At 33.1% G+C, this 18,416-nt stretch carries 10 protein-coding genes; 6 read left to right on the forward strand and 4 right to left on the reverse strand.

Features of this window, described 5'->3' with window-relative positions; translation table 11 throughout:
- Window positions 1-24: 24 nt before the first annotated feature.
- The 3 genes from NTX22_03070 to NTX22_03080 all read right to left on the reverse strand — a co-directional run bounded on the left by NTX22_03070 (window position 25) and on the right by NTX22_03080 (window position 7,464).
- Entirely contained in the window at window positions 25-2,616 is a 2,592-nt protein-coding gene (locus tag NTX22_03070) for a T9SS type A sorting domain-containing protein (GenBank protein MCX6149488.1), read from the reverse strand.
- A gap of 65 nt (window positions 2,617-2,681) precedes the next feature.
- Entirely contained in the window at window positions 2,682-5,744 is a 3,063-nt protein-coding gene (locus NTX22_03075) for a fibronectin type III domain-containing protein (GenBank protein ID MCX6149489.1), read from the reverse strand.
- Between the two features lie 55 nt (window positions 5,745-5,799).
- Window positions 5,800-7,464, reverse strand: a complete 1,665-nt coding sequence (locus NTX22_03080) for a peptidase (protein ID MCX6149490.1) — start codon at window positions 7,462-7,464, stop codon at window positions 5,800-5,802.
- A 224-nt stretch (window positions 7,465-7,688) separates the two neighbouring features.
- On the opposite strand from NTX22_03080, the gene NTX22_03085 reads away from it, so the two are divergent.
- Window positions 7,689-8,975: a hypothetical protein gene (locus NTX22_03085; protein MCX6149491.1), complete on the forward strand. Its 1,287-nt coding sequence runs from the start codon at window positions 7,689-7,691 to the stop codon at window positions 8,973-8,975.
- Window positions 8,976-9,060: 85 nt separating this feature from the next.
- Here the strand turns inward: NTX22_03085 and NTX22_03090 are convergent, their stop codons facing one another.
- On the reverse strand, window positions 9,061-10,044 hold the full coding sequence (locus tag NTX22_03090) for a radical SAM protein (GenBank protein MCX6149492.1): 984 nt from the start codon (window positions 10,042-10,044) through the stop codon (window positions 9,061-9,063).
- Window positions 10,045-10,215: 171 nt separating this feature from the next.
- On the opposite strand from NTX22_03090, the gene NTX22_03095 reads away from it, so the two are divergent.
- From NTX22_03095 to NTX22_03115, 5 genes are all read left to right on the forward strand, one after another.
- Window positions 10,216-11,151 (forward strand): hypothetical protein, encoded by a 936-nt coding sequence (locus tag NTX22_03095; GenBank protein MCX6149493.1) that lies wholly within the window; start codon window positions 10,216-10,218, stop codon window positions 11,149-11,151.
- A gap of 11 nt (window positions 11,152-11,162) precedes the next feature.
- Window positions 11,163-13,574: an N-acetylmuramoyl-L-alanine amidase gene (locus NTX22_03100; GenBank protein ID MCX6149494.1), complete on the forward strand. Its 2,412-nt coding sequence runs from the start codon at window positions 11,163-11,165 to the stop codon at window positions 13,572-13,574.
- Window positions 13,575-13,684: 110 nt separating this feature from the next.
- Window positions 13,685-14,182: a hypothetical protein gene (locus NTX22_03105; protein MCX6149495.1), complete on the forward strand. Its 498-nt coding sequence runs from the start codon at window positions 13,685-13,687 to the stop codon at window positions 14,180-14,182.
- A 139-nt stretch (window positions 14,183-14,321) separates the two neighbouring features.
- Window positions 14,322-15,257, forward strand: coding sequence for a YitT family protein (locus NTX22_03110; protein ID MCX6149496.1), 936 nt, complete (start codon window positions 14,322-14,324; stop codon window positions 15,255-15,257).
- A 196-nt stretch (window positions 15,258-15,453) separates the two neighbouring features.
- Entirely contained in the window at window positions 15,454-18,354 is a 2,901-nt protein-coding gene (locus NTX22_03115) for a T9SS type A sorting domain-containing protein (GenBank protein ID MCX6149497.1), read from the forward strand.
- Window positions 18,355-18,416: the final 62 nt, after the last annotated feature.

An 18,416-nucleotide genomic window follows, 5' to 3' on the forward strand; every position in this document is an offset into this window, starting at 1 on the left:
AGACATATCATTCCTAAAATTTTGTTATTTCAGCACCACAAACTTTTTAGTTTCAACAAAACTTCCTGCCTTAAGCTGATAAAAATAAATTCCGCTTGGCAATTTATTTTTATCAATTGAGAATGTATAATTATAGTTACCAGCATTTTGTTCTTCATTTACTAAAGTTGCAACTTCTTTTCCTAAAACATCATAAACCTTTAATGTAATTAAAGTCCCTCCTTGGGAGGGATTTAGGGAGGCAGCTATCTGATAACTGATAGTTGTACTTGGATTAAATGGATTTGGATAATTTTGGGATAGAGCAAACTCTTCTGGTAAATCATTCCGTTTCTGTTCTTCCACCTCTACAATCTTGGATAAATCGAAGATGCTACCGTAAATATCATAACCACTTCCTTCGTTTCTTGCATCAGACCAGACAAAGAAAACTTTATTACCGTTTACCACAACTGTTGGCTGTTTTTTGAATGATTGAACGTTGGAATGAATTATAAATTCCTTCGATTTTTCTTTCCCTTCGTTTGAAAAAGCTTTTGCAAAAAGCTGGTTATTCTTAATGTAAAGGACAAGGAAATCATTATTTGTTAACGGATAAATATTAAAAAATCTATCTAAATATCTTTCAATAACATCGCTTACAATTTTAAAACTTTTTACTAAAGTATCCCCAGTAACTGATAAAATAGTTCCATAGCGGTCCCAGTTATAATATGGGCGGGTTATTTGTAAAAATTTATTGTTTCCTAAGTAAGAATCAAAGGTGAGGTTATATATTTGAGAAATTTGTTCTAAGTCTCTATTGAAGTATTGTAATTTGTCACCCCATTTAATAAAAAAGGAAGTATCATCAACCGAAAATAATTTCAACTCCTGATCGTAACCAATATCAAAATTTGATTCCTTAATAATCTCACCGATATTATTCAACAATCTCATAAATAATCTATTCCCATCTGTGTAATACATAACCATGGAAGCAATAGACAACTTTAAAATATTGGGAAATTGTGAACTACCTGTACCAAACTTTACCAAGGTATCTTTCAGCATTATATCCCAATCTTTATCGTATAATGTATAACCTTTGTGTGTAAAAGGAATACAACCGGAAATGCCTGAGAAAAGCCAAAAATTATAACAGTTACCATTGGGTAAGATAAAACAATTGCTGCTTTCTAAGTTGACCTGATTACCGATTAAATTTCCTTTGCTGTTTACAGTTATTCCACTGGATATTGTCTCTCGATTCCAGGAAATAAAAAATGAATCGTCCTTTACCGGAATAATATTGGGCAACTGATCATTACTTCCTGAAGTATCATCATTAATTTTTATTATATCATTTGAATATGAAGATAAATTGAAAACTGTTTTAAGAAATACATCTTTTTCATCACTGATAACAGTATACAATGTGCTGTCATTAATCTGGAAAAAGTTGCTTGGATAGAAAAGTGATGTTATACCACCAGGACCTAAAACTTTCGTATCAGAATTTTGATGAATAAATGTTCCATCCGAATTAAATAATAATAAATAATTATTGAACATATCCCAGCCACCTTGTAAGTTCAATTCAGTGGAAATATAAATACAGAATTTATTATCCTTAATTGGGGTAATGGTAAAATTATGTATAAATCTTTCTCCACTAAAAGGAGTAATTGAAATACTTTTAAGACTATCAATAAGATTTCCGTCGTTATTAATTAAAGCATAATTTAAAGAAATTGGATTTCCTTCCAGCCAAAATATTTGCCAGCGGTTATTTGCAATACTTGCACATTTAATTGGAGGTGTATTCCATGGATTGAACTCTGAATTATTGTTTGTTTTAAATTCTTTTATAAAAACAGGTGTAGTATTTAAAGAATCATTGGAATCGAAAATAGCTGCATAAATACCTATAGGTATTGAATCATTAAGATTTTCCCAATTAATATTGCGTGCATTAAACCAACATAATATGTAATTACTGTTTAAATCTTTATCACAATCAAACTTTGATGATCTTCTGTTGAAAATATTAGAAGGGAGAGATTTTTTTCGGATAAGATTTCCATTTATATCATAATGATTTAATACTATTGCACCATCTATACGGATGATAACATTAAATCCATCTTTCATACTTATACATTTAAAGTCCATCCCCAGGCAATCAACATCGCAACCACTTAATCCTGCTTGAAAAATATTGAAATCAAAGCTTGAAGATCCATCCGGATAATATATTTTTCCATCAATGTAAGTAATATCATCCATATGAGGATAATAATATCCAGTCCATTCATTTAATGATAAAAAAGAGCCATCCATGTTTATGGCTATATCGTCATCATCTAATATTCTTAAATTATTCCCAACAGATTTCCCAAGCGAATCATACCACTGTGCATAAGTAGTTGCTTCACCTTCGCGATAATCTTTCCAGGTTGTTAAAAACCTTTTTGTTCCATTACAAAATAATTTGGGAGAATTTTGAATAATTGTTGATGGCGAATTGTCTGTACTTATCTTAAAATCTTCGACTAATTTTGTGGGTGAGTATTGAGCACTCATTATGCCCGAAAGGAAAAAGTAAGTCACTAAAAGAAAATTCTTGCTGTTCATTCTAAGTCCCCTTAAAGTTTTGAAATGCCATACTTTTATGATATGGCATTTCTAAAATACAAATATTACATCTTAAGTAAATCAAAAATATTTTTCATCACTATATCTCTAATTTCCTCGCTTTGAATTGTTTCAAACGGAAAACCGAAAACAACTACTCCATAATCATTTTTATAAAACGTTGCAGCAGAAAACTTGTTTTCGAAATATCTTAAGATTGTTTTGCTTCCGCCAAATGGACCAATTGCATCCGGTGCATCAACATGGTAAATATCTTTCGTCAGCTCAGTGTTGAAAAGGAAGGTCATATTTTTTACAATAAACGAGTTTGATGTTGAAACAACTTTACCAATCTTAGCTGCGTGATCAGAAATCCAATTAAACTTCAGAATATCATGAGCAAACTTAATATCGGTGCTGTCTTTTCCTTTGGGTTTGAACAGATCAGTACCAATGTAAGATCCGGAAACAAACAGGTTTCCGCCAGCTTTGGTAAAGTTAGTTAGCGCCGCTTGTAGTTTTACCGGGAAAGCAACAAACTGAGTTCCGTTCAGTGAATCAACGATTGCTTTCTGCCAGTGAGTTTCTTTTTCCTTACCAAGAATTAAATCGATGAATTTATATTTTGTTAAATCAACAAAATTATCCCACACTGCTTCACCGCTTGCAGATGAATAAGAATAACCACAGCTTTTAATGGAATTACCATGAATGAACGGATAATCAAAACTATTTCCGGCGAAAATTAATCCTTCATTGTATGCGTAACTTGCACCGTGTCCTGGTGCATCATTAGTTCTGAAATCAGAGACGGGATCAAAGTTATATTGAGTACCGGTAAAATTAAAATCATATTTATCTGGTACACCAGCATCAACAAAATTTGTGAAGCCGGAAAATTCTTTTGTATCAACTGTTGCTGGTCCGCAGATTCTATCAAAGCCATTAACAATCAATACCGGATCTTTTTTATTGTTCATCCAGCATACAGAAAGAATTTCGGATGGAAAACTTTCTCCGCCTTCATTTACTGCTGTTACTTTAAAGCTGTATATCTTTCCCGGTTTTAAATTTGGAAGTTTAAAAGAATTTCCTTCAACCAATATTCCATTATCAAAATCGTTGTCATCCATTCGTGTATATAAAACATATTTAACAGCTTTTGCCGTTGGCTTCAACGGATCATCAACTGGCTGCCATTTCAATTCAACTCCGCTATTGTTATCAAGTATAGCTTGAAAATGATCGACTGGCAATGGCTGAACTACATAATCGGTTCCGTTTTGTGTTGAAATGAATCGTAGCATAGCTTTGTAAATTGCACGGGAAACCGTAAATCGGAAACGTGGATCGAGAACATATTTCATATCAAGAAAATTTTGATGTGAAAGAAGTTCTAACAATACCGAAGGAATGTTTGGTCTGCGCGATTCGCTGTAATCAGCTTCCCGAAGTTGTCTTCTACTCCAGGCAGGATCAAATTTTGCTTTAATGTCATCACAAATTTGTGTTTGAACAAGATCAGCTAAATCTCTGTTAGCAAACCTGGAATAACCTGAAGGGAAAACATCTTTCTTATCGTTGTCTTCAATTGTATAAATGGAAAGTGTTCCAATCGTTGTATCGTTATGCGTTATTCCTGCATCCGTGTGGAAAGCCATGGTAAGATCAATTGGAATTCCCAACCCTTTTTCATTCCGGTTTTTATTTGGACCAGATGGTGCTCCGTTTAGATAGTTGGCGTATTCTGCACGACATTGATAATCATCTCTGTAATCATCTTTGTCTTTCATAAAACTATAAACTAAAGTATCAGGCATTCCGGAATATTGAAGATTGTAGCGGGCGCTTTCAACATACTTGGGTCTTCCACTGGTGGAACCATTGCGGCTGATAATTCCCATACCGCCACCAAATCTAACTGCATCTGCTGAAACAATTTTACCTTCAGGATTTTCACCAGTCATATTTGAAAGAAGTACTTTTCCAGTTGTTGGATTATATCCATTTCCAAACTTGAACTTTCCTAAATAAATCCAAGTACTGCCACCGATTTTTTGATTAACTACAAAATCAGTTATTCCACCTTCGTGATAAACCGAATAATGGGCATCGGAAATATTTTTATCTGAAGCAGGATAAGAAATATAAACTGCATAGTAACCAGTTTCGGGAATATCCGGAATCCAATTTACAAGCGCTGTGGATTTGCTATCAGCCTGAACAAATCTGGCTGTTCCCTTTTTAAATGGATTATATCCTTCCGGATACGGTGGATTACCTACCGCAAAGCCAGCTTGTTCACTTGTTTTGAAATGATGATTTTTATCTACGTTTGCTTCCAGATATTTTTCATTACCAGCTTTTAATTCATTAACATCATTATCCACAACCGCTTCATTTGTCTGTGTATCTCTTTCTCGCGGCATAAAAATGTTAGCTCCGGCATTTTCCAGCATTGGTAAAATGTACGGCAAAACAAAAGATGTTGGAATTAAATCCTCAACAGTTTGAAACAACCTTGGGCGTTGCCATTCCCAGCGGTCTTCATCACTGCTGTAATACCAACCGTGACTATTCCATAGAACAATGTTACGTTGGAATAATCCTTTATCAATTTTAAATGGCTTACTAATATTCTGAACCACAGGCGACGGTCTATCAAATGTTTTAGATGGAAGTCTGGAAAGATCAAATTCACTTTTATCTTTTCTAAAGTAATTTGGAATTAGTTGTTCAATTGGTTTGTGTAATGTCTGGATGGAAAATTTGTAATCGCTGTAATCAACTCCAAAAAAATCTTTAATTGAAGAATAAATTTGTTCTACATTTTCCTGTCGGAATGGAAGATTTGAAAATTCTCTGTTAAAATTAATCTGGATTGATTTATTCGTTTCGTCAGAAATTACCGTGTCTACTTTAGCTAAAGGAGGTAAAGGAATAGTAAATTGCTTTTTCTTTACAACTTCTCTAAATGAAGCAGCCAGCTCTGGAAAAGAAAGTTTTGTTTTTATGTTCTCTTCTTTTTTTTCAAGAGCCTTTTCTTCTTTGGTAATTGATTTGGTGGCACAACCTGTTATGAGTAAAATAGAAATAAAAACAGTTGAAAGTAAAAATCGTTTTTTCATTTTAATTTGTTCCCAATAATGAATAAACAGAAATTAGTTTAACCAGCTTAAAACGTTAATCTTTTACTTCCTTTTCTATTTGAAAAACTGGTTTAATGTCTACCGGAAGTTTAACAAGTTTATTACGTAACGTAACCATCGATGGAGAATCCACAGCATATTTTTCAATTAATTGTTTAGCGCCGTTGTAATCGCCAGTTGCCTGAATTGTTAAAATTATTTTTGCTAATTCTTTTAAAGCTGAATGCACTTTTGCGAAATCAACTTTAACTTTTTGAGTTTTAGCATCGTAAACATATCCACCTTTTTCCAACAGGAAGTTATAAATGATTGCACTGCCTGCGCCGTGTGCTTCATTTATTCCAAATCGAACTGAGCGGAAAATACCAGCTAAGAATGTTGCCCAAATTTGCTTTTCAGATTTTTTTGGATAAACACCTTTATCGACTAAGAAGTTATTGTTATACATTCCAAGTATGTCCGCTTTACATTCTTCAATTTTGGAATAAGTTTCCTTTAATTCAATTTTAACTTCTGACTTTAATCCATTCACTGTTATATAGCCGGGACCTAAGCCATGAGACATTTCGTGCATTAAAGTATGATTAAAGAATCCATCAAATGTAACATAAGGTAATTGGCTTTTATCCATTACAATCTGAGCGATTGGTTTAAGAAGTTTTTCAAACTTTGCTTCGTGAACATTTTTAATCATTACCTTCTTGGAACCTTTTGCAGAGCGCACTCTTTCATCGTTTGGAAGATTGAACGCAAGAGTTTGAACGCCGCGCTTTGCATCACCCGCTGTATAAATTTCGTTTACCACCACTATTGGAGATTCTGAACCGCGATCAAAATTCTTATACTTATCATCGTATGGAAGATTTTTTTCCATCTCAGTTAGGTACTGTCCAAACTTCTCAAGTTTTTTACTTTCACCAGGATCTTTGATTGTAAGAAATGATTCAAATGATGCTTTATAATTAAACAATCCATCTTCGTAAACTTCGTAAGGTCCAATTACTACTTCAATTTTGCTGTCTTTCAAATCCATCCAAGCCATGTCGCTTTCGTAATAATCATTAGTTTCAAATGCCAGGGCACGTGTTAATAAATATTTTTTAAGGGATTCGTTATCACTATAACCAGCGGCTTCTCTTAAAAACTTTGCGGCTTTGGTTAGCTTATCTCCATAATATTTTGAATATGGGATAGCAATCAATTTATGATCTGTTCTGCGAATTATGGAGAATTCAGAAGTAAAGCTGTTTTTATCAGAAGGATTATTCTTTATCCAGTTTTCAAATTCTTCCTTTGTCATATCATCAGGATAAAAATTTGCACCAAGAGGTTTTTCTTTCCCTCCATAAAATGGATCGTCATGGTTTAACCGGTCAAATGGACCGCAGTTTATATTAAAATATTTTAAAGTAAGAAAAGCAAGTTCGTTAGATTGCTTTTGCAATTCGTTTTTAAGCTCTTCATTTTTTGCATAAACCTGATCAAGAAAAATTTCATCAATAACTTCTGATGCCTGGTATAGTTTCTTAACTACTAATTTTTCTCTTTCATTAAGCAACTTATGATCATATTTAATTTTAGTTTCGACGTATTGAGAAATCATCTTTTTTAATGTTTTGGTATCCATCTTCTCCTGCCCGCTTGTTTTAATTGTTGTTAATATTAGAACAACTGATAGAAAATAAATAATAGTTTTCATATTAATCCCTTATTTATATTTTTAATTCTACTTTCTTTTTGTGAAATATAAAGAATTTTAAGAAAGTATTTAACTACACAAGTGTAGTAAAAATTGTTATTAGTGTATAAAAAAAACAACAAACCATTTACTAAAACTTCTAAAAATCACAATAATCAATTCAATCTTTTTGGCATTTAGGTTGAATATAAATGAGAGTGTTAATTAAAAAGCAGAGGTATAAAATGAAAAGGATAATTTTATTTGCAGCATTCTTGATTTTTGTTTCAAGCAGTTTAACAAAAGCCAGGACTTATTTTAACGGGGATGTTTCATTTAATTTCTTCTATTCATCTTTGTCACCTTATGGTGAATGGATTGAAATTGATAATGATCTTTATGCATGGAAACCAGATCGTGTAAGCCGTAATTGGATGCCTTACTCAGTTGGAAGATGGGTTTGGACAAACCAAGGCTGGTACTGGGATTCCTACGAACCTTACGGTTGGGCAACTTACCATTATGGAAGATGGTATGATGATGATTATTATGGATGGATTTGGGTACCAGATTATGATTGGGCACCTGCATGGGTAGAATGGAGATATAATGATGACTACATCGGTTGGGCACCATTACCACCATATGCATCTTTCAGTATAAATTCAGGAATTCATTTTTCAATCAGCTGGAACTCTCCACATCATTACTGGAACTTTGTACATTACAATCACTTTTGCGGATACGATATTGACCGATACGTTGTTGGTGAAAAATATAGAAACAGGATTTACAATAATACGCGTTACAGAAATGATTATGGTTATCGCGATGGTAGAGTAATCAATCGTGGAGTTGAAAGAGATTTTGTTGAACGTCGGTCAGGAGGCAAAATTGCTGAACGCGATATGGTTGAAACTTCTAAACTAAGAGATAATGTTGGATCGAGAACAAGGGATGACCGCAGAGTAGAAGTTTACAGACCAAGTAATGATGATGTTAAAAAGAGCCGAGAGATTAATAAAATAGAAGTGAAACGAAATGACAGAAAAACTTCTCTTGAAGTTTCAAAGGTTGATATCAAAGAAAGAATGAAACCGGACAGCAGAAAAGTAGAAAGCAGAACTCGTGATGAAAATGTGAAAGCAGTGGAAAGAAATAAGATAGAAGTTAAACGGAATATTGATACGCGCACAACAGAACCAAAAAGAGAAATTAAAACTAACACAAATACGGGTAGAGATGTTTTACCTAAAAATGAAATTGAAAGGAAAGTAAACCAGAATGAAAACCGAGTAATTGAAAAACCAGTTCGTGTAAATTCGGAACCACCAAAAAGGGAAGTAAGAATTCTGGAGAATAATAAACCGAGAAATGAAGCTCCTAGAATTGAAAACCGTTCTTCAGGAAATAAAAATGTTGAAGTACGGGAAAGACCAAAAGTAGAAGAAAGAAAAGTTGAACCAAAGAAAGAAACAAGCAGGGATAATAGTTCAAGAAGTTCTAATGGCGGGGGTGAAAGAAGAAGATAGATTGTTCAATTACAAATTTCGAATTACGGATTACGAAGAATTGAAATCCTCTCACTTCGTAATTCGTAATTTCTAATTCGTAATTTTAATTAAACGGTTTTGTGCGGTCAGTCTTAAATTCGGGGCGATAAAAATTGGTGCTTTCTAATTCTTGTACCCAGCCATTTTTTAATCCATATTTTTCCATCAAACTTAACGCTTTTTCGTATTCAGAAATCCTAAGTGTCCTATCCAGCAAAATTTCCTTATGAGCATTGTTGGTTGGAAAATATTGGGACATAAGAGAAATGTGAACGTTCGGGTTTAATTCTTCAGCAATAAATTTGAAGACATTTTCTGAATCGGAAAGATCGTTTGGCAGAACAAGATGCCTAATTATTAATCCTTTAACCACTACACCATTTTCATAAATTAGTTCATCCCCAACCTGGTTATACATTTCCTTTATAGCAAGTTTTGCAAAATCAAAATAATTTTCTGCGTTGGAATATGATTTACCATTTTCATTATTTCCATATTTTAGATCGGGCAGATAAATATCTATTACATCTTTAAAAAGTTTAAGCATTTCAACAGAATCATATCCATTGGAATTATAAATTATTGGCAGGGATAATCCCTTTTCTACAGCAAGCAAAATTGATTTTAATATTTGCGGTGCAAAATGCGTTGGAGAAACTAATCCAATGTTATGGCAATGTTTGTCTTGCAGTTCAATCATTATTTCAGCTAACTTTTCCAAACTCACTTCATAACTATCCTCTTGCCGCCAGTTCTGACTTATTTCAAAGTTCTGACAATAAATACATTGTAGGTTACAGTTGCCAAAGAAAATATTTCCGGCACCTTTGGTTCCTGATAATCCTGGCTCTTCCCCGTGGTGTGCAGTATAAGATGAAACAATTGGCAAAGAACCGCTTAAACAAATTCCAAAGTTATTATTTAATCGTTCGGCTTGGCAATCATGTGGGCAGCTGTTGCAGAATTCTAAAATTCTGTCGGCTTCGGCAACCTGATTCTGTAATTCACCTGACTTATAAAGTTTTATATAAGAAGGAATAAAAGTCATATTGGAATTCTTTCTTTATCATTTTAATTAATTGTACAGCTAAGATAAATAAATATTAAAAGCAAGAAAAATTTTGGGAGAGATTTTCCTTTCTTCATTACACTAATATTACTTAAATTTCGCTCGACAGTTTTGAAGATATTCTTGTTTAAATTTAGGAGAAATATTTTGATGGAAAAAATAAAGTATTTAATTCTGGTACTTATGCTATTATCTGCAGGTGGATATGCGCAGACAGTAAAAGTTATTAATGTGGAAGAAATAACAAACTTAACTGACGGTGAATTTTATTATCCCAAATTAAGTCTTGATGGTTCAAAGATATTTTTTACTTCTGCAAACTTTACCGGCTTGTGGTACTATGATATGAATTCTAAAAAAATAAATAAATTAGTTTCTGAATTAGGCGCTGGTTATGAATTTACATTTTCAAATGATGGAAAATCAGTTTATTACAGAACCAGTGAATACAACGAAAGAGGTTTAAGAACTTCTCAATCAATTTATAAAATTGGGATTGACAACGGTAAGAAAGAAATTATTCAAAGTTCAAAATCTCTCTCTACTCCACAAGTTTTAACTGATGGCAAAGTTGTTTACACTGCTAATGATAAATTGGTTGAAAAAATAATTGATTCAAAACTAAACAAAATTCAGCTTAGGAATGATTCTTATGTTTGTATAGAAAATCAGAAAATTGCTTTTTACCAAAATGGAAATAAGAAAATTTTAGATCCACTAAATGCTGAAAACTACATTTGGCCATCGCTTTCACCGGACAAATCCAAATTACTTTTTACGGCAGCCGGCAAAGGAAGTTACATTTCCAATTTAGACGGAGCTATACTTGTAAATCTCGGAAAAGCAAATGCACCCAAATGGTCATCTGACGGCAAATGGATTTCTTATATGGTTGATAATGATAATGGAGAAGTTGTTACTTCCTCAGATATATTTTTGGCTTCAGTAGATGGAAAGTTTAAATATCAGTTAACCAATACTTCCAGCATTTTTGAAATGTATCCGGAGTGGTCTTCTGACAGCCAGAGTTTAGTTTACCATAGCAATGATGGTAAAATTTATATAATGAAATTAAAAGTTGATTAACGAGGAAGGCGATGAAAAAATTATTTTTACTGACTTTAGTATTTACTATAAATATTACTTTAATTTTTGCGCAAGATTTTACCGGAATAAAAATTTGCATTAATCCAGGGCATGGTGGTCACGATTCCAATGATAGATTTATTGCAGCAACTGGTTTTTGGGAGTCTGATGGCAATTTAGCCAAAGGATTGTATCTTCGTGATATTCTGAAAAACTACGGTGCTAATATAGTAATGACCAGAACAACCAACACAACAAGTGATGATCTTGCTCTATCTGAAATTGTAGCTATTGCAAATCAAAATAATGTTGATTGGATGCACGCCGTTCATAGTAATGCATTTGATGCAAAATCAAATTATACTCTTTTGCTTTTCCAGGGAAGAAATGCGGCTCCAACTTATCCTGATTGCCTACCAATGGCTAACACAATGGTTGATGAAATTTACAAGGCGAACAGAACGACCCAAAAAATGATTGCCGGTGATTTTGATTTTTATGGAACTGGGCAGGCATATTTAGGCGTCTTCAAAGGGCTTCATATGCCTGGAACATTATCCGAAGGTTCATTCCATGATTATGTACCAGAATCCTGGCGTTTAAGAAACGCTGAATATAAAAAGAATGAAGCCTGGGCAATTGCACGTTCATTTGTTTCTTTTTGGAAATTGACTCCATTTACTCATGGCGTTGCTGCTGGTTTGGTTAGGGATAATTCCCTGAAAGTTGATTATTATTACAACCCCAACGCACGAGATGGAAATGAATCAAGGAAACCTTTGAATAAGATAAAAGTAACACTTCAACCCGGGAATAAAGTTTACAATGGTGATGAGTTTAATAATGGATTCTACATGTTCGATAGTCTTGCTCCTGGAACTTACAAATTATATTTTGAAGCCGACCGGTATTATTTGGACTCGGCTACAGTAAATGTAGTAGCCAATAAGACAGTATTTGCAGATGAATATTTGATATATGATACAACCGCTGCTCCAACGTTGCTTTCCCATACCCCGGAAGATTTAGCGACAAATGTAAAAACTGTTAATCCAATTATTATTAATTTTAATAAAGAAATGAATCAAGAATCAACTAAAAATGCTTTTTCTATTAGTCCAAATGTTGTTGGTGCTTTTGCTTTAGGTGATGAAAATAAAACTTTAATCTTTACTCCAAAAGTTCCACTTGAAAAATCAACTAAATATACTGTTACAATTTCTGCTTCAGCAAAAAGCATTTGGAATGTGCCACTTGAGAATAGCGAATCTTTTAGCTTTACAACAAATGACCGCAACCGGGTTCATTTAGTGAATTCATACCCAAGAGAAAATCAGTATGATATAAGCAATTATGTTCTTTTCAAGTTGACTTTTGATGCACCGATTACGGCTTCGCTAGGTAACTTTAAATTATTTGATTTGAATAACAATGAAGAATCATTGACTAATTTCCGTCTTTCCACTGAAAATGGGTTGGGTGTTGCTTACTTTGAATCTAAAAATGGTTTGGGAATTTTTACAAACTATAAATTAATGATGGATGGTTCAATAAAAGATAACGAAGGTTATCCTTTAGTTGATACCATTTGGCTTCAATTCCAAACTCTTCACGAAAAATATATTTCTGGTGCTGTTGTAGATAGTTTTGAAACAATTGGTAAATGGAAGAATGCAAGTAGAGGTGCAGAATCAACAGGAATTGATACAATTGCTTCTACATTTAAAATTACTTACAGCAAATATTTCCGTGGAAAAAATTCTGCACGACTCGCATATTCATTTAAAAACGAAAACGATGGGATTTGCCAGTATTTTAATTCTGATAAGTTTAATATTGGAAGCAGTTCTTCTTCTGAATTTGGAATGTGGGTTTATGGGGATTTAAGTAATAATATTCTTGAATACTGGTTTGATAGTAACGGAATTGGAAGTTCTAAAATATTTGTTGATACAATAAATTGGTCTGGTTGGAAACTTAAAAGAATTTCAACTTCCAACATTCCAGTAACTGGCGATAAATTTTTCCACAGTATAGTTGTAAAGCAATCAGCAACTGGAACTAAAACTTCTATCATTTATGTAGATGATGCTCAGTATAATATTGTAGTTCCTGTTGAAGAAAATAAAAAAGAAAGCGCTCCTAAAAGATTTGTGCTTCAGCAAAATTATCCAAATCCTTTTAATCCTTCAACAATTATAGAGTATTCCATTCCGGGTGTGGGGGCAGGATCAACATCAAAGGTACTCTTAAAAATTTATGATGTTCTTGGTAACGAAGTAGCAACACTTGTTAACGAAGATAAATCTGCAGGTAACTATCGTGTTGAATTTAATTCGGAAAACTTATCAAGTGGAATTTATTTTTATAAATTGCAGAGCAATCAAAATATTGAAATTAGAAAAATGATTTTGGTGAGGTAAAATAATTTTAGAAAAAACGGAATAAATTAATTCCTGGATTGAATTTTTAATTATTACGAACTAAATTAACCATGAAACAAAATTAATTTAGTTCAAAATTAGTAGGGTAGATGATGACTGCTTATTTGCTTTTTACTTCAAAGAATGATGAACTTATGTGCAACTATATTTTTGCCGAAGAAGAAATTAAGTTGTTCAGTTTTTCACTTGAAGAAGAATTTATTGTTAAAGCTGAAGAAACAAAATACAAAACCGTTAAAGAATTGGAAGCTTCTTATTCAGCAAAAAGTAAAACTGCTAAAAGTAAAAAGCAAAGATCAGTTATTGTACGTAAAGAATATCAGGATATTCGTCAAGCCCTTTACTTCCTTGGAAGCAGTATGGATGACTTTAAGGAAGGAATTCCTGCACATAAAAAATTACCTCAGATTGTAAATCCGTACGATATGGATTTTGAAGAAGTGGATGATGATTTCGATCCAATTAAAAGCAATCTTAACGATGAAGAATTTAATGAAGATAAACTTTTGGATGGTTTGAAAGATTTTCAGGATGATGATGAAGAAAAGAATTTTGATGATCTTGACGATGATGAATACTTCAGGTAAACATCAACATTAGCTTTCTTTAATTTGCAAATACTTTCAAACCAATCATCTAATTTTATAAAATTGAGTTGCACTGCAAGTCATCTTAAATTATCTGCATCAATACATTCGCACAATTAAAAAATCTAAAGGTGATTATATGACCGCAAAACTACTGCGTAAACATTTCCTGGTTGATTATTTTTTTATTTCAATTGGCGCAGCAACTATGGCATTGGGTATTGGGGTGTTCCTGGTTGATGCGCAGGTTGTCCCAGGGGGAGTAAGTGGTCTATCAATGGCTTTTTATTATTTAAGCAATAAAACTATTCCAGTTGGATTGCTCATTTGGGTTTTAAATGTTCCATTATTCCTTTGGGGATTGAAAGAGCTTGGCAAAAAATTTGGAATCCGAACATTTTATGGATTTACACTTAATGCTTTTTTCATAGATTTCTTTCGTGGTTCAATTCCTGGATTCCACTATATCAGGTTGCAGGAAAGCCAAACAATCCGGGATCTACAGCAAAATGATTTTCTTTTTTTAATTCTTATTGGATCTGTTCTCATCGGAATTGGTCTGGGAATAATTTTTAAGTTCAAAGGAACAACCGCTGGTTCTGATATTGTTGCATCCATAATGCAAAAAAAATATGGATTCAAGCCAGGTCAGGCAATAATGTTCATTGATTTTTTTGTTATTGCAGTGGCTGGATTAATAATTGAAGTAAAACATTTATCACCAAATAGACCTGCAATGTCTTTAACATTATATGCTTTCTTTTTGCTGTTTGTATCCAGCAAGCTTGTGGATATAATTATTGATGGTTTTGATTATGCAAGGATGGCTTACATAATTTCTGATAAATATGAAGAAATTGCTAAGGTAATTATGAATGAGCTTAGCCGCGGTGCAACGGGATTAAAAGCACATGGATTGTATAAAAATATGGAAAGAGAAATTTTAGTTACAGTTGTTACATTACGGGAAGTTGGGCAACTAACAGAGCTGATAAAGGAAATTGATCCAGAGGCTTTTGTTATCATTGGAAATGTACACGAGGTATTAGGAGAAGGTTTTAGAAGACGAATTTGATTCATCTTAAATTTTTTTACCTGGTCAATAATTATAACATTGGAAATTTAAAAGGATTTGCTATCTTTTATATAGAAATAACTTAAATACATAATTCAAGATTCCTTTGAAGTGCTTTTAAGAAGTTTACTTTTAATAAAATCGGGGACGCCATGCCATGATTTAGTTAGAGTAACCAGCATTAATAGAGGAGGGCATGATGTGGCTTCGTAGTTGTGTCGTTTATTTACTGATAGTGATATTCCTTGTTCTTACAATTAATAAATCTTTTGCACAAAATTTTGATTATTCCAAAAGTGTTGAAAAGAAGAACCCTTTAAAAGTTCAGACAAGTAACGCAAATATTAAATTGAATTATTTAGAGCAGCCAAAAAAACTAACTGTTGCTGGCTTAAAATCAATTTCATCAGTTTCAGCTAATTCACTTGCAGATATTTTGTTGCTCAACCCAACCATTTATAACCGCTTAACTGGTTCAAACTCACCAGAAAAAATTTCAACTGCAACAAAATTTTCAGCTAGAGTATGCTCAGATGAGTATGAACCTTTTTCACTATATCTCCTGGCAAAATCGGATCTTCATAATATTAAAGTTCAATGGACAGATTTAACCGGTGCCGGTGGTACTATTCCATCAAATGCATTGGAAGCATTTATTGCAAAATCCTGGTACCAAAAAGGTTATGAAATTAATGGACGAGGCTCAAAATGGCTTACTCAGGAATTATTAATTAAAAATGATGACCTGATAAAAGTTGATGAATCACTTCAAACAAATTCTCTTTTGGTTCAAAGACCTGATGGATCCAAAACTTACATTATAATAAGCGATCGTACATCTGCAATTCCTTCCACAGCCAAGATTTTTGATAGCAAAGATTTACTTCCATTTTCTTTAAATACTAATAGAAGCAAACAATTATGGTTTACATTACATACACCTGATAACGCTATCGCTGGTTTTTATTCCGGTACAGTTACTTTAACCTCAGATGAAGGTGAGTTGTCTATTATTCCAATAGAAATTGAAGTGCTTCCATTCAAATTAGATCCATCCAGATTAACCAACGCAATATACTATCACGGATATGTTGATGATAATTATTGGAAAAGGGATCCTTTTACAGCATTTGTTAAAAGCAGTAAACAATATTCAATTGAAATGAAGGATTTAAAAGAACATGGTATTCTTTATCCGACAACAAATCAATCTTATTATAGAATTGGCATTGATTTGAATATTAGAAATCAAGTTGGATTACCCAATGATAAACTTTATTTGAAAACTTTTAGTTCGGGTACACCATCTGCAATACTTGATCTAATTAATTTGAAGAATAAAGTTATTTCCTGGAAAAATAGAATTGCACAGAGTGGGTACTCAAATCTTTATATTTATGGAATTGATGAAGCAGTTGGAAATCGATTGCTATTGGAAAGACTTGGTTGGCAGGCAATCCACGAGGCAGGTGCTAAAGTATTTGCTGCCGGGTACTATACAAATTTTAACGCAGTTGGGGATCTGCTTGATGTTGCTAATATTCAAATGGAACCAATGAAAACACAGGCGGATCTGTATCATTCAGTTAATCACCAGATTTTTAATTATTCCAATCCGCAGGTTGGTATAGAAAATCCAGAAATTTATAGAAGAAACTATGGCTTACTCTTATGGAAAGCCAACTACGATGGTAGTATGAATTATGCTTACCAGCGAGATTTTGGAAGCATCTGGAATGATTTTGATGTGGAATTAAATCAATCCAGCCCTTATAGAGATCACTGCTTTACTTATCCAATTACAGAAGGTGTAATTAGCACGGTTCAGTGGGAAGGAATGCGCGAAGCTGTTGATGATGTTAGATATCTTTCTACTCTTCTTAACAGAATGGATTCTTTAAAATCTCTGGGGAACGACATTTCTTCCTACAAGCAGTTTGTAGAATCAATTGATCCTTCTAAGGATCTTGATAATATACGTGCAAATATAATTGACCAAATATTGAAAATAGAAAAAGGTGGAATAAGTGGGGTTGATCCAACTCCGCCACAACTTGTTAAAGCAATGTTGTATTCAGCTACAAGTTTAAAAATAACTTTTTCAGAACCTGTTTTATCCGATGCATCAGTTGCCAGTAATTATTCGATTTCAAATAATGTAATTGTAACCGATGCATCACTAAGCGCTGACCAAAAACAAGTAACTTTAACAACTTCTCCCCATTTACTTTTTAATAATTACGCCATTACAGTAATAAATATTAAAGACCTTGATGGAAATCTGATTGCCTCTTCTGCTAATAAGCTAAGCTATACTTATAGCGATAAAGTTTTACGTTTTGCAGAAGAAGGTATTCTTACTGATAGCAGCCAACTTACAACCATACCCGGTTCATTTGGGACTAATGTTGTTACTTGTAATACACTCGGAACAACAATTACCTTTACAATTGATTTTCCTAAAACTGCTGATTGGTATGCCTGGGGTAGATTTTATTTTGGTGGCGGTAAAGAGGAACAGAATTCATTTCTTATTAATGTAGATGATGATTCAACTTTTGTTTTTGGTAGTGATAGACGATATTATAAAACATGGCAGTGGGGAAGTGATGGAATAAGGCGTTCTGGTCCGTCTAAAAAATTATTGCTTGGTAATTATTCTGCCGGACTTCATAAAATTACAATTACTGGAAATGAAGATAGCAATATATTAATGTTGGATATGTTATTGCTTACACCAGATAGCAGCTTTGTTCCTTCTGATGAAAATATTGTGTTGTTAAAGGATAATAATCATGTAACAGAAAACAATATTGATTTACCAGAATCGTTTGAACTTTTTCAGAATTATCCTAATCCGTTCAATCCAAGTACAAGGATAAAATTTGGATTGCCAAAAAATTCTTTTGTTAGCCTAAAGATATTTGATATTCTTGGCAGGGAAGTAACAACTTTAGTTAATAAAGATATGGATGCCGGGTATTATGAGATGGAGTTAAATTCAAATGCGATTGGCGGATTAGCAAGCGGTATTTATATCTACAGTTTAATAACAAAAGATTTTACTCAGAGTAGGAAGATGATACTTTTAAAATAAGATTAGGATTTTCTTTTTAGATACAATTGGAGATAAGTACCGTAGTGCTATCATATTAAAAA

It is taken from the genome of Ignavibacteriales bacterium (assembly GCA_026390815.1).
Lineage (GTDB): Bacteria > Bacteroidota > Ignavibacteria > Ignavibacteriales > SURF-24 > JAPLFH01.